Raw genomic sequence first — 13,166 nt, 5'->3', positions numbered from 1 at the left:
CGACATGTTATCGCGGAACGTGATGACAGTCAGAGTGGTATACCGGATTCCCGATCACGAAGCTGAGGAGGACGATGGAGAGGGGCCTTCCGGCCCCGGCGAGAGCCGGCCGCACCGTCGGCGCGACACCCTGACCGACCCGCAAGTGGAGCACCGTGAAACGCCTGAGCTGGCCCCGCTGGATGCCGATCGACCCGTACGTCCTCCTGCTGCTCGGCACGGTGTGTCTCGCCGCCGTCCTGCCGGCCAGGGGCACCTCCGCCGAGGTGGCGTCCGGCGCCTCCACGGCCGCGATCGCCTTCCTCTTCTTCCTCTACGGCACCCGCCTCTCCACCCGCGAGGCGGTCGACGGACTGCGCCACTGGCGGCTCCACACCGCGGTCCTCGCCTGCACCTTCGTGGTCTTCCCGCTGCTCGGCCTGGCCGCCCGCGGACTGGTCCCCGTCCTCCTCACCCAGCCGCTCTACCAGGGCCTCCTCTTCCTGACCCTGGTGCCCTCGACCATCCAGTCGTCGATCGCGTTCACCTCGATCGCCCGCGGCAACGTGCCCGCGGCGATCTGCGCCGGCTCCTTCTCCTCGCTCGTCGGCATCGTGATCACCCCGCTGCTCGCCGCCGCGCTGCTCGGCAACAGCGGGGGCGGCTTCTCCGCCGACTCGATCGTCAAGATCGTGCTCCAGCTGCTGGTGCCGTTCGTCGCCGGACAGCTGCTGCGCCCGTGGATCGGGGAGTTCGTCGCCCGGCACAAGAAGATCCTCGGCCTGGTCGACCGCGGCTCGATCCTGCTGGTCGTCTACACCGCGTTCAGCGAGGGCATGGTCCGGGGCATCTGGCACCAGGTCAGCGCCGTCCGGCTGGCCGCACTGCTCGCCGTCGAGGCCGTACTCCTCGCCGTGATGCTCCTGCTGACCTGGTACGGCGGCAAGGCGCTCGGCTTCGGCCGCGGCGACCGCGTCGCCATCCAGTTCGCCGGGTCGAAGAAGTCCCTCGCCTCCGGACTGCCCATGGCCAGCGTCCTGTTCGGTGCCCACGCCTCGCTCGCCGTGCTGCCGCTGATGCTCTTCCACCAGATGCAGCTCATGGTCTGCGCGGTCATCGCCAAGCGCCGGGCCCACGACCCGGAGGAGCCCCCGGCACCGCCCGCCCCGGCGACGGAGTCACGCACCGCGGTCGGCACCGTGAACGCGTCCGGTTCCTGAGGCCGCCCTCGGTCCTCGTCCGCACCCCCGGCCGAGGCGGAGCCCCTGCGGCGCAGGGGGCGCTCCCCGCCGGTCGGGGCCCCGCCGCCGTGCCGCGGCGAGGCCGGTCAGCCCTGGGCGGCCGCGGCCCGCAGGACGACGCGGTCCTCGCCCGCGTACACGTTCATGTTGCTGCCCCGCAGGAAACCGACGAGGGTCAGACCGGTCTCCGCCGCCAGGTCCACCGCCAGCGAGGACGGCGCCGAGACCGCCGCGAGCACCGGGATCCCCGCCATCACGGCCTTCTGCGCCAGCTCGAAGGAGGCCCGTCCGGAGACCAGCAGGATGGCGCGGGACAGCGGCAGGCCGCCGTTCTGCAGAGCCCGGCCCACCAGCTTGTCCACCGCGTTGTGCCGGCCCACGTCCTCCCGGATGTCCAGCAGCTCGCCGTCCTCCGCGAACAGCGCCGCCGCGTGCAGCCCCCCGGTCCGGTCGAACACCCGCTGCGACGCACGGAGCCGGTCGGGGAGGCTCGCGAGCAGCTCGGGCTCCACCCGGACCGGGGGAGTGTCGGCTATCGGCCAGCGGGCCGTCGTCCGCACCGCGTCGAGGCTCGCCTTGCCGCACAGCCCGCAGGACGAGGACGTGTAGACGTTCCGCTCCAGCGTGAAATCGGGGAGCCGCACGCCCGGCGCGGTCCGCACGTCGACCACGTTGTACGTGTTGGAGCCGTCGACCGTCGCCCCCGCGCAGTAGACGATGTTCTGCAGGTCCTCGGCGGTCGCCAGCACCCCCTCGCTCACCAGGAACCCGGCCGCCAGCGCGAAGTCGTCGCCGGGCGTGCGCATGGTGATCGCGAGGGGTTTCCCGTTCAGTCTGATCTCCAGCGGTTCCTCGGCCACGAGCGTGTCCGGCCGGGCGGAGACCGCTTCACCGCGGATCCGGATGACCTTGCGTCGTTCCGTGACTCGTCCCATTGTCCTGATCAGCCCCGGTTCTGTACGTGCTGGTAGCCGAAACGGCCCTTGATGCAGAGGTTGCCGTGGGTCACCGGGTTGTCGTGCGGCGAGGTGACCTTGACTATCTCATTGTCCTGCACGTGCAGAGTGAGGTTGCAGCCCACACCGCAGTACGCGCACACGGTGGTCGTCTCCGTCTGCCGCGACTCGTCCCAGGTACCCGCCGCCCGCATGTCGAACTCCGACTTGAACGACAGCGCCCCCGTGGGGCAGACCTCCACGCAGTTCCCGCAGTAGACGCAGGCGGAGTCGGTCAGCGGGGCGTCGTGCTCCACGGCGATCCGGGCGTCGAAACCGCGCCCGGCGACGGAGATCGCGAAACTGTTCTGCCACTGGTCGCCGCACGCGTCCACGCACTTGTAGCAGAGCACGCACTTGTCGTAGTCGCGCACGTACAGCTCGTTGTCGACCCTGGGCGGCTCGTCGAGCCGGGCCGCGCCGGGGCCGAAGCGGTCCGGCTCCGCCCCGTACTCCTCGATCCACTCGGCGGCCCGGGGCGTCGTCGACAGGTCCACCGAGGAGGCCAGCAGCTCCAGCACGATCCTGCGGCTGTGCCGGACGCGCTCGGTGCCGGTGCCGACGGCCATCCCCGGCTCGGCCCTCCGGGAACAGGCCGGCACGAGCGTGCGGGCCCCCTCCACCTCCACCACGCACAGCCGGCAGGCGTTCTTCGGGCGCAGGGTGTCGCCCTCGCACAGGGTCGGCACGTCCTTCCCGGCCGCCCGGCAGGCGTCCAGGACCGTCGAACCCTCCGGGACCCGGACCTCCTCCCCGTCGACGGTGAACTCCAGCAGCCGGCGCGGGATGCCCAGCGGTACGGCGGTCATTCGTACGCCCCCAGACGGTCGATGGCGGATTCCACGGCGTTCCACGCGGTCTGTCCGAGACCGCAGATCGAGGCGTCCCGCATCGCCCGGCCGACCTCGCGCAGCAGCGCGACGTCCCCGGCCGCCTCGGCACCCGTACGCGCGACGATCCGGTGCAGCGCCTCCTCCTGCCGGACCGTCCCCACCCGGCACGGCACGCACTGCCCGCAGGACTCGTCCCGGAAGAACTCGGCTATGCGCAGAAGGAGTTGGGGCAGCGGCACGGTGCCGTCGAAGGCCATCACCACACCCGAGCCGAGCGTGGTGCCCGCCTCCCGGGTGCCCTCGAAGGTGAGCGGGATGTCGAGTTCGTCCGGCCGTACGAAGCCGCCGGCGGCCCCGCCGAGCAGGACCGCCCGCAAGTCGCCGCGCACTCGGGCCAGTTCGAGGAGTTCACCGAGGGTGGCGCCGAAGGGGAGTTCGTAGACACCCGGGCGGGCCACGCTCCCCGACACGCAGAACAGCTTGGGGCCGGTGGACCTCCCCGTCCCGATCGCCGCGTACGCCGGGGCGCCCATGGTCAGCACCGGCAGTACGTTGACCAGCGTCTCCACGTTGTTCTCGACCGTCGGCTTCCCGAACAGCCCCTTCTCCACCGGGAACGGCGGCTTGGAGCGGGGCTCGCCGCGGTACCCCTCGATGGAGTTGAACAGGGCCGTCTCCTCACCGCAGACGTAGGCGCCCGCCCCGCGCCGGATCTCGATGTCGAAGGCGAAGCCCTGGCCGAGGACGTCGTCGCCGAGGAAGCCGCGCGCGCGTGCCTGCGCCACGGCGTGCTCCATGCGGCGCAGCGCCCTCGGGTACTCGCCGCGCAGATAGAGGTGGCCCCGGCGCGCACCGGTCGCGTACGCCGCGACGGTCATCGCCTCCACCAGGGCGTACGGATCCCCCTCCATGATCACGCGGTCCTTGAAGGTGCCCGGCTCGGACTCGTCGGCGTTGCAGACGAGGTGGTGCGGGTGGTCCGGCTGGGACGCCGTGGCCTGCCACTTGCGGCCGGTGGGGAAGGCGGCGCCGCCGCGCCCGACCAGACCCGAGTCGGTGACCTCGCGGATGACCCCGGCGGGGCCGAGGCCGAAGGCGCGGCGCAGGGCGGTGTAGCCGCCGTGCGCCCGGTAGTCGTCGAGGGAGGACGGGTCCACCACGCCCACCCGCCGCAGCAGGACCAGACCCTCCTGACCGGCCTGGGGCACGGCCGCGGCCGCCGGCGGTTCCGCCGGCGCCGAGTCGGGCGCGGCGGCCGCGAGGAGGGCCGTCCGGACCGTCGCCGGGGCCGACACCGCCGTACGCACCGGATCGCCGGCCCGGACGGCGAGCGCGGCCGGGGCGCGTTCGCACAGGCCGAGGCACGGACCGCGCTCGACCACGGCCCCGGGGCCGGCGCTCTCCTCGACGCCGGCGCACAGGTCCGCGGCCCCGGCCGCCGTGCACGCGAGATCCGTGCAGACGTGCAGGACGGTCGCCGGGCGGGGCCGCACGGAGAACATCGAGTAGAAGGTGGCGACGCCGTAGGCCTCGGCCGGCGGGACCGTCAGACGGCGGCACAGGTAGCCGAGCGCGCCCTCGCTGATCCAGCCGATCCGGTCGTTGACCGCGTGCAGCCCCGGCAGCAGCAGATCGCGGCGGTCCCGGGCCGCACGGCCGCCGCGCGCCCACCGCAGGTCCTGGTCGAAGCGGTCGCCGCCCTCCCAGGACGACTCCGGCGGGCCCAGCAGGGCGTCCACGGCGGCCCGTTCGTCGTCCGTCGGCTTGCTGTCACCGAAGTGCAGGTCCACTTGCGTCACCTCACGATGGTCGCGACCGGGAGCTTCTCGACACGGATCGCCGACGCCTTGAACTCCGCCGTCCCCGCGATCGGGCAGTTGGCCTCGATCGTCAGCTGGTTGGTGTCCACCTCGTCGGGGAAGTGCATGGTCATGAAGGCGAGTCCGGGACGCAGGGCCGGGTCGATCCAGACCGGCGCGACGACCGCGCCCCGCCGCGAGGACACCCGGACCTGCTCGCCGACGGCCACCCCGTACCGCTCGGCGTCCTCCGGGGCGAGCTCGACGTACTCGCCGCGCCGCAGCGGGGAGGCGTAACCACCGCTCTGCACACCGGTGTTGTAGGAGTCGAGGCGTCGCCCGGTGGTGAGCCGGAGGGGGTACTCCTCGTCGGTGAGGTCGACCGGCGGATCGTGCCGGACCAGCCCGAAGGGCGCCGGCCTCCCGCGCCGCCCCGGGTCCGTCTCCCACAACCTGCCGTGCAGATAGCTCGGTTCGAGGCGTTCGGCGCTGGGACAGGGCCACTGGATGCCCTGGTGCTCGACGAGCCGGTCGTACGTCATCCCGTGGTGGTCCGGGGACAGCGAGCGCAGCTCGTTCCAGACGGCCTCCGCGCCGGCGTACTTCCAGTCGTGGCCGAGCCGGGCCGCCAGCTCGCAGAGGATGTCGATGTCCTCGCGGGCCTCGCCGGGCGGGGCGACCGCCCGGCGCACCCGCTGGACCCGGCGCTCGCTGTTGGTCGTCGTGCCCTCGGTCTCCGCCCAGCCGGCGGTCGCGGGCAGCACCACGTCCGCCAGCTCCGCCGTCCTGGTGAGGAAGATGTCCTGGACGACGAGGAAGTCGAGGGCCCCGAGCCGCCGTACGGCCTGCTCGCTGTCCGCCTCCGACTGGGCCGGGTTCTCGCCGATGCAGTAGACCGCCCTGAGCGAGCCCTCCTCCATCGCCTCGAACATCTCGGTGAGGTTCAGCCCGTAGTGCGGCTCGATGACCGAGCCCCAGGCCGACTCGAACTTCAGCCGGACGTCCGCGTCGAGGATGTCCTGGAAGCCCGGCAGACGGTTGGGGATCGCGCCCATGTCGCCGCCGCCCTGCACGTTGTTCTGGCCGCGCAGCGGCTGCAACCCGGCACCCCACCGGCCGACCTGGCCGGTGAGCAGGGAGAGGTTGATCAGGGCCCGCACGTTGTCGGTGCCGTTGTGGTGCTCGGTGATGCCGAGCGTCCAGCACAGCTGGGCCCGCTCGGCGCGGGCGTAGGCGTGCGCCAACTCCCGTATCGCGGCGGCCGGTACGCCGGTCACCTTCTCCGTGAGCGAGAGCGTCCAGGGCTCGACCAGCGCCCGGTACTCCTCGAAGCCGGTCGTCGCCCGTTCGACGAACGCCTCGTTGACCAGCCCGGCGTGGATGATCTCGCGGCCGATCGCGTGCGCCATCGGGATGTCCGTGCCGACGTTCGGACCGAGCCAGCTCTCCGCCCACTCGGCGGTCGAGGTGCGCCGCGGGTCGACGGCGTACATCCGGGCGCCGTTCCTGATGCCCCTGAGCACGTGCTGGAAGAAGATCGGGTGCGCGAAGCGGGCGTTGGAGCCCCACATCACGATGACGTCGGTGTGCTCGATCTCCTCGTACGAGGAGGTGCCGCCGCCGGAGCCGAAGGCGGCGCTCAGTCCGGCCACGCTCGGCGCGTGACAGGTCCGGTTGCAGGAGTCGACGTTGTTGGTGCCCATCACCACCCGGGCGAACTTCTGGGCCACGTAGTTCATCTCGTTGGTGGCGCGGGCGCAGGAGAACATCCCGAACGCGCCGCGGGCCGCCGCCAGACCGCGGGCCGTGCGGTCCAGGGCCTCCGCCCAGTCCGCCCGCCGGAACGGCTCGTCGCGCGCGTCCCTGATCAAGGGATGGGTCAGCCGGGTGTAGGTCTTCGGTGCACGCTTCCTCATGCGGCGCTCCTCAGCGCGAGCAGGTCCGAGATGGCGTGCACGGTGCGCAGGGTGGGCACCTCCACGCCGGTGATCTCCGCCAGCTCGACGACGGCCGCGAGCAGCACGTCGAGCTCCAGCGGCTTGCCGCGCTCCAGGTCCTGGAGCGTGGAGGTGCGGTGGTCGCCGACCTTCTCCGCACCCGCGAGCCGGCGCTCGATGGAGACACCGACCTCGCAGCCCAGGGCCTCGGCGACGGCGAGCGTCTCGCGCATCATGATCTCGATGACCCGGCGGGTGCCGCCGTGCAGGCACATCTGCCGCATGGTGGCGCGGGCCAGCGCGCTGATCGGGTTGAAGGAGATGTTGCCGAGCAGCTTGAGCCAGATGTCGTTGCGCAGGTCCGGCTCCACCGGGCACTTGAGCCCGCCGGACCGCATCGCCTCGCTCAGCCGCGCACAGCGCGCGGACTCGCCGCGGTCCGGCTCGCCGATCGAGAACCGGGTGCCCTCCAAGTGCCGCACCACGCCGGGTGCTTCGAGTTCGGTGGCGGCGTAGACCACGCAGCCGACGGCGCGTTCGGGGGCGAGGACCGCGCTGACCGCGCCGCCCGGGTCGACGCTCTCGACGCGGTGGCCGTCGTGCGGGCCGCCGTGCCGGTGGAAGTACCACCAGGGGATGCCGTTCTGGGCCGCGACCACCGCGGTGCGCTCGTTCAGCAGCGGCCCGATCAGCGGCCCGCACGCCGCGTACGAGTGGGCCTTCAGGCCGAGGAAGACGTAGTCGACCGGGCCGACCTCGGCCGGGTCGTCGGTCGCGTGGGCGTGCGCGGTGAAGTCGCCGCGCGGGCTGAGCACCCGTACTCCGTACTGCCTCATGGCCGCCAGATGGGGTCCACGGGCGATGAGATGCACGTCGGCGCCCGCGCGGTGGAGCGCGGCGCCGACGTAGGCGCCGATCGCACCGGCGCCGAGGACTGCGACTTTCACTGAACGCTCCGTTCGGTTCGAGGGATACCGCGGAGGTGGCCCGGAGGGCCGGAACGTGTCGATGAAATATTGTCTACAGTATGGATTTGGGCTCGACAAGGGTTCCGACCATGACCGTTCGGCGCATGCTGGATACCGCTCACCGCATACGATCGAACGGTTGGGTTCTCAACTACCTTGTGGGGTCCTACCGTCCGGGTCTCATGAGCAGCCCCCCCATCGCACCGCCGGGCTGGAGCCGATGGCTCGTCCCGCCCGCCGCACTCTCCGTCCACCTCTCCATCGGCCAGGCCTACGCCTGGAGCGTGTTCAAGCCGCCGCTCGAATCCGCACTGCACCTGAACGGCACCGAGAGCGCGCTGCCCTTCCAGCTCGCGATCGTGATGCTCGGCCTGTCGGCCGCCTTCGGCGGCACCCTCGTCGAGCGCAACGGCCCGCGCTGGGCCATGACGGTGGCCCTGATCTGCTTCTCCTCCGGCTTCCTGATCTCCGCGCTCGGCGCCCGGACCGAGCAGTACTGGCTGATCGTCCTCGGCTACGGCTTCGTCGGCGGCATCGGCCTGGGCATCGGCTACATCTCACCGGTCTCCACCCTGATCAAGTGGTTCCCTGACCGGCCCGGCATGGCCACCGGCATCGCCATCATGGGCTTCGGCGGCGGCGCGCTGATCGCCTCGCCCTGGTCCGCGCAGATGCTCTCGTCCTTCGGCTCCGACAACGATGGCATCGCCCTCGCCTTCCTGGTGCACGGGCTGTCGTACGCCGTCTTCATGACCCTCGGGGTGCTGCTGGTCCGCGTCCCGCGGACGGCGGACCACGGGAGCGCGGCGGACGCGCCGAGCGCCCCCGCGGGCGTGCAGGTCTCCGCGAGCAGCGCGATCCGCACCCCGCAGTTCTGGTGCCTGTGGGTCGTGCTCTGCATGAACGTGACCGCCGGCATCGGCATCCTGGAGAAGGCCGCCCCGATGATCACGGACTTCTTCGCCGACAGCTCCACCCCGGTCACGGTGTCCGCGGCGGCCGGGTTCGTCGCCCTGCTGTCCGCCGCCAACATGGCGGGCCGCATCGGCTGGTCGTCCACCTCCGACCTGATCGGCCGCAAGAACATCTACCGCGTCTACCTCGGCGTCGGCGCCCTGATGTACCTGCTCATCACGCTGTTCGGCGACACCTCGAAGCCGCTGTTCATCCTCTGCGCGCTGGTGATCCTCTCCTTCTACGGCGGCGGCTTCGCCACCGTCCCCGCCTATCTGAAGGATCTCTTCGGCACCTACCAGGTCGGCGCCATCCACGGCCGGCTGCTCACCGCCTGGTCCACCGCCGGCGTGCTCGGACCGCTGATCGTCAACTGGATCGCCGACCGCCAGAAGGACGCCGGCAAGCACGGCTCCGACCTCTACACCCTGTCCTTCGGCATCATGATCGGACTCCTCGTCGTCGGCTTCGTCGCCAACGAACTCGTCCGGCCCGTCGACGCCCGCCACCACGTCCCAGCACAGAGGGAGGCCACCGATGCCGAACGAGAGCAGCCCGCCCAGTCCTGACCGCCGGGGGCTGATCGCGCTCGCCTGGCTCTGGGTCGGCGCCCCCTTCGCCTACGGGGTGTACGAACTCGTACAGAAGGCGACACAGCTCTTCAACGGGTGAACCGGGAACTTGCTCGGGCGTCCGAGGGTCTGCAAGAAGCCGACAACCCGGGCGCCCGTTTCCTGTGGCCTTACGTGCCGTCGTACCCGTGAGTCACTGAACAGACTGGTGGGCCCACACCGAGGCAACGAGGGGGATCCACCACCCATGAACGGCTCGCGCATCGCCGCCGTCGGCCACTACCAGCCCGCCAGGGTTCTCACCAACGAGGACCTCGCGGGCATGGTCGACACCAGTGACGAGTGGATCCGCAGCCGGGTGGGCATCAACACCCGGCACATCGCCGGTCCCGACGAACCCGTCGACGAGCTCGCCGCGCACGCGGCCGCCAAGGCCCTGGCCGCCGCCGGACTCACCCCCGCGGACATCGACCTGGTCCTGGTCGCCACCTCCACGGCGATCGACCGCTCCCCGAACACCGCCGCCCGCGTCGCCGCCCGGCTCGGCATCCCGGGACCCGCCGCGATGGACGTCAACGTGGTGTGCGCCGGGTTCACGCACGCGCTCGCCACCGCCGACCACACCGTCCGGGCGGGCGCGGCCACCCGGGCGCTGGTCATCGGCGCCGACAAGATGTCCGAGGTGACGGACTGGACCGACCGCACGACCTGCGTCCTCGTCGGTGACGGGGCGGGCGCGGCCGTGGTCGAGGCGTGCGGGCCCGGCGAGGAACCCGGCATCGGGCCGGTGCTGTGGGGTTCCGTCCCCGAGATGGGCCACGCCGTACGCATCGAGGGCACCCCGCCCCGGTTCGCGCAGGAGGGGCAGAGCGTGTACCGCTGGGCCACCACCCAGCTGCCGCCCATCGCCCGGCGCGCCTGCGAGAAGGCCGGGGTGGACCCCGTCGACCTCGCCGCGGTCGTGCTGCACCAGGCCAACCTGCGGATCATCGAACCGCTCGCCCAGAAGATCGGCGCGGTCAACGCGGTCGTCGCGCGGGACGTCACCGAGTCCGGCAACACGTCGGCGGCGAGCATTCCGCTCGCCCTGTCCAAGCTGGTCGAACAGGGACGGGTGTCGGGCGGCGACCCGGTCCTGCTGTTCGGCTTCGGCGGCAACCTGTCGTACGCCGGACAGGTCGTGCGCTGTCCCTGAGTTCCCCGCTTCGCCCGTCTCCCCCTCGGCAGGGCACCGTAGACTGTAGACGAAAGACAATCGATACTGAGTGTCCGCGTGTACGGGTTGTCTGCCGAAGGGGGACCCGATGTTGTCTGCCGGACTGCCGCAGGGCGCGGTGCCGAAGCTCGAACGGCCCGGCCCGCTGCGCGACCGCGTGTACGAGGCGCTGCTCGAACTCATCACCACCCGCGCCCTCCAGCCCGGCCAGCACCTCGTGGAGAGCGAACTCGCCGGGCACCTCGGCGTCTCCCGGCAGCCGGTCCGCGAGGCGTTGCAGCGGCTGAACACCGAGGGCTGGGTCGATCTGCGGCCCGCCCAGGGCGCGTTCGTGCACGAGCCGACGGAGGCGGAGGCCGACCAGCTCCTCACCGTGCGCACGCTGCTGGAGGCCGAGGCGGCCCGGCTCGCCGCGGCCAACGCGGGCAGCGCGGGGGTGGCCGCGCTGGAGTCGCTGTGCGCCGAGGGCGAGAAGGCGGTCACCGCGGACGACGTGGACGCGGCCGTCGCCCTGAACGCCGCGTTCCACGCCAAGATCATGGACCTGGCGGGCAACACGGTCCTCGCCGAGCTCGCCGGCCAGGTCGACCGCAGGGTCCGCTGGTACTACACCCCGGTCGCCCGCCAGCGGGGCCGCCAGTCCTGGATCGAACACCGAGAACTCATCGCGGCGATCACGGCCCGCGACGAGCAGCTCGCCACCACCCTGATGCGCGAACACACGGAACACACCAGGCGCTCGTACCACGAGCGCGCGCAGGCCTGAGGGACCCACCGCCGGCGCCTCCTCGCGCACGACCGGCCACTTCGGCGCCCCGCGCGGGCCCGATCCAGCAGCCGCGGTCCGGCTGCGCTCACGACTCCCTCGTGCCGCTGCGCTCACGACCCCCTCGTGCCGCTCGACCGGGACCACATGCCCGCCCCCGGCCTCGGTTCGGCCCGACCTCTCCCGGCCTCCGCCTCGGTTCCGGCCCGGCCCGGCTCGTCCCGGCCCCCGGCCCCCGGCCTGCCTCGGGCTCCGCCTCGGTTCCGGCCCGATCCCGCCACGCCCCGCCCCGGTCCCGCACCGGCCCCGCCTCGGTCCCGGCCTGCTCCGATCTCCGACCTCCGACCCGACCTCCGGCCTCCGACCCAGGCTCCGACCCCCGCCCCGGCCCCCGGCGCCCCGCCCCGTTCTGTTTCGGGCAGGCCGACGGGCTCCTGGGCGGGGGTGCCCCGGAGCCCGTCGGGTGCCGGACACGGACGGTGCGGAGGGAGTCGCGGTGCCGTCACGCCGCCGTCTGCGGCTGGGCGCTCACCGCCCTCGTGCCTGTGTCCGGCTCGCGGCCCGGCCGGCGGAGCAGGAGGGCTATCGCGGCCGCGACCATCGAGACGCCGCCCGCCAGGGCGTACGCGCCGTTGTAGCCCCAGGCGCCCACGACCATGGAGCCGAGGCCCCCGCCGAAGAGGCCGCTGACCAGCTTGCCGCTGTAGACGAGGCCGTAGTTGGTGGCGTTGTAGTTCTCGCCGAAGTAGTCCGGGGTGAGGGCGGCGAAGAGCGGGTAGAAGGCGCCGCCGCCGAAGCCGGAGAGGAAGGCGAAGAACAGGAACAGCCACTCGCTCCTGACGTCACCGGCCCAGATCACCCCGAACTGGGCGAGACCCAGGACGACGATCACGAAGACGAGGGTCGGCTTGCGGCCGAAGCGGTCGGAGAGCCAGCCGACCACACCGCGGCCCACCCCGTTGATGACCGCCATCACGCCCATGGAGGAGGCCGCGACCAGCGGGCCGAAGCCCACCTCCTTCGCGAAGTCCACCTGGAACGAGATACCGAAGATCGAGACGCCCGCCGTCATCACGATCGAGATCCACATCAGCGGGAGCATGCCGGTGCGGATCGCCTCCTTCGGGGTGAACTGCCGTACCGCGGGCGGGTTCTTGGCGAGCGCCGTCCCGGTCCTGGAGCCGGTGCCGTGGGTGAGCGGGTCGATGTCGGCCGGCCACCAGTTCTTCGGCGGGTCCTTGAAGAAGAACGCCGAGACCAGGACCACGACCATCACGTAGGCGCCGATCAGGTCCAGGACCCGGTGGTAGTTGGCCGTGTCGAAGGCGTAGTTGAAGATGAAGATGAAGGGCAGCGAGCCGTAGGCGAAGCCGCCGTTCACGAACCCGGTGCGGGCGCCCCGGCGTTCGGGGAACCACTTGCCGACCATGTTGATGCAGGTCGCGTAGACCAGACCGGCGCCGAGTCCGCCGATCACGCCGAAGCCCAGGATCGCCAGCCACACGTTGTGCAGATGGGACAGGGCCAGGAAGCCGATCAGGCACATCACCGAGCCCGTGTACATCGCCCGCCGCGCGGTCAGGACGCCCCGCTCGCGCAGCCAGCCCGCCGGGAAGGCGATACCGGCCTGGAAGAACACCCAGATGCTCAGGATCCAGAAGGTGTTGGACTGCGTCCAGCCGTGCGCGTGGGACAGGGTGTCCTCCGCGGAGCCGTACGCGTACTCGAAGACGCTGATGGCCATCATGGCGATCCACGGCAGATACACCATGAGGTTGCGGGAGTGGCCGAGGATGTCCCGGTCGGTCTCCCCGATCCGGTACACCCGGCCGCGGGCGTCCGTGACCTCGCGGTACGGACGCCGTTCGGCGCCGGTGCTGTTCGTGGCCACAGGGTCAGCCGTCAT

Annotated in this window: 11 protein-coding genes; 5 read left to right on the top strand and 6 right to left on the bottom strand. The window is 71.8% G+C overall.

Annotated elements, in window-relative coordinates; translation table 11 throughout:
• Positions 1–155 precede the first annotated feature (155 nt).
• Complete coding sequence (locus ACZ619_RS02665; protein ID WP_469593213.1) at positions 156–1,199, top strand: bile acid:sodium symporter family protein; 1,044 nt, start codon at positions 156–158, stop codon at positions 1,197–1,199.
• Positions 1,200–1,306: 107 nt separating this feature from the next.
• On the opposite strand, the gene fdhD is transcribed toward ACZ619_RS02665, so the two are convergent.
• Genes fdhD through ACZ619_RS02640 form a run of 5 tightly spaced genes read right to left on the bottom strand, consistent with a single transcriptional unit; the run spans position 1,307 to position 7,731 of the window.
• Positions 1,307–2,155, bottom strand: a complete 849-nt coding sequence (gene fdhD / locus ACZ619_RS02660; RefSeq protein ID WP_469593211.1) for a formate dehydrogenase accessory sulfurtransferase FdhD — start codon at positions 2,153–2,155, stop codon at positions 1,307–1,309.
• 8 nt (positions 2,156–2,163) lie between these two features.
• A complete protein-coding gene (locus ACZ619_RS02655) occupies positions 2,164–3,024 on the bottom strand; it encodes a 2Fe-2S iron-sulfur cluster-binding protein (protein WP_469593209.1) in 861 nt (286 codons plus the stop codon).
• Positions 3,021–4,838 carry an NADH-ubiquinone oxidoreductase-F iron-sulfur binding region domain-containing protein gene (locus tag ACZ619_RS02650; protein WP_469593278.1) on the bottom strand — a complete coding sequence of 606 codons (1,818 nt, stop codon included), beginning with the start codon at positions 4,836–4,838 and terminating at the stop codon, positions 3,021–3,023. Before ACZ619_RS02650 ends, ACZ619_RS02655 begins: the two co-directional genes overlap by 4 nt.
• A 5-nt stretch (positions 4,839–4,843) precedes the next feature.
• Entirely contained in the window at positions 4,844–6,763 is a 1,920-nt protein-coding gene (locus tag ACZ619_RS02645; protein WP_469593208.1) for a molybdopterin oxidoreductase family protein, read from the bottom strand.
• Positions 6,760–7,731, bottom strand: coding sequence for a 2-dehydropantoate 2-reductase (locus ACZ619_RS02640; RefSeq protein WP_469593206.1), 972 nt, complete (start codon positions 7,729–7,731; stop codon positions 6,760–6,762). Before ACZ619_RS02640 ends, ACZ619_RS02645 begins: the two co-directional genes overlap by 4 nt.
• A 203-nt stretch (positions 7,732–7,934) precedes the next feature.
• Between ACZ619_RS02640 and ACZ619_RS02635 the strand changes: the two genes are divergently transcribed.
• The 4 genes from ACZ619_RS02635 to ACZ619_RS02620 all read left to right on the top strand — a co-directional run bounded on the left by ACZ619_RS02635 (position 7,935) and on the right by ACZ619_RS02620 (position 11,260).
• Entirely contained in the window at positions 7,935–9,275 is a 1,341-nt protein-coding gene (locus tag ACZ619_RS02635; protein ID WP_469593204.1) for an OFA family MFS transporter, read from the top strand.
• Positions 9,244–9,378, top strand: coding sequence for an MFS transporter small subunit (locus ACZ619_RS02630; protein WP_469593202.1), 135 nt, complete (start codon positions 9,244–9,246; stop codon positions 9,376–9,378). The genes ACZ619_RS02635 and ACZ619_RS02630 overlap by 32 nt, the downstream gene beginning before the upstream one ends.
• A gap of 147 nt (positions 9,379–9,525) precedes the next feature.
• On the top strand, positions 9,526–10,473 hold the full coding sequence (locus tag ACZ619_RS02625) for a beta-ketoacyl-ACP synthase III (protein ID WP_469593200.1): 948 nt from the start codon (positions 9,526–9,528) through the stop codon (positions 10,471–10,473).
• Positions 10,474–10,582: 109 nt separating this feature from the next.
• The gene (locus ACZ619_RS02620) at positions 10,583–11,260 is read left to right on the top strand and encodes a GntR family transcriptional regulator (protein WP_469593199.1); all 678 of its coding nucleotides are present in this window, start codon (positions 10,583–10,585) and stop codon (positions 11,258–11,260) included.
• Positions 11,261–11,762: 502 nt separating this feature from the next.
• Here the strand turns inward: ACZ619_RS02620 and ACZ619_RS02615 are convergent.
• Positions 11,763–13,166, bottom strand: a complete 1,404-nt coding sequence (locus ACZ619_RS02615; RefSeq protein WP_469593197.1) for an OFA family MFS transporter — start codon at positions 13,164–13,166, stop codon at positions 11,763–11,765.

The sequence above is a fragment of the Streptomyces sp. NPDC104367 genome (assembly GCF_055583825.1).
The sequence above is the reverse complement of the archived record's forward strand: the minus strand, read 5'-3'. Positions and strand labels throughout refer to the sequence as shown.

Bases quoted from the DNA above. Each gene is read 5' to 3' on its own strand.
- fdhD (WP_469593211.1), bottom strand. From the start codon at position 2,155: ATGGGACGAGTCACGGAACGACGCAAGGTCATCCGGATCCGCGGTGAA.
- ACZ619_RS02655 (WP_469593209.1), bottom strand. From the start codon at position 3,024: ATGACCGCCGTACCGCTGGGCATCCCGCGCCGGCTGCTGGAGTTCACC.
- ACZ619_RS02625 (WP_469593200.1), top strand. From the start codon at position 9,526: ATGAACGGCTCGCGCATCGCCGCCGTCGGCCACTACCAGCCCGCCAGG.
- ACZ619_RS02615 (WP_469593197.1), bottom strand. From the start codon at position 13,166: ATGACGGCTGACCCTGTGGCCACGAACAGCACCGGCGCCGAACGGCGT.
- ACZ619_RS02630 (WP_469593202.1), top strand. From the start codon at position 9,244: ATGCCGAACGAGAGCAGCCCGCCCAGTCCTGACCGCCGGGGGCTGATC.
- ACZ619_RS02645 (WP_469593208.1), bottom strand. From the start codon at position 6,763: ATGAGGAAGCGTGCACCGAAGACCTACACCCGGCTGACCCATCCCTTG.
- ACZ619_RS02620 (WP_469593199.1), top strand. From the start codon at position 10,583: ATGTTGTCTGCCGGACTGCCGCAGGGCGCGGTGCCGAAGCTCGAACGG.
- ACZ619_RS02635 (WP_469593204.1), top strand. From the start codon at position 7,935: ATGAGCAGCCCCCCCATCGCACCGCCGGGCTGGAGCCGATGGCTCGTC.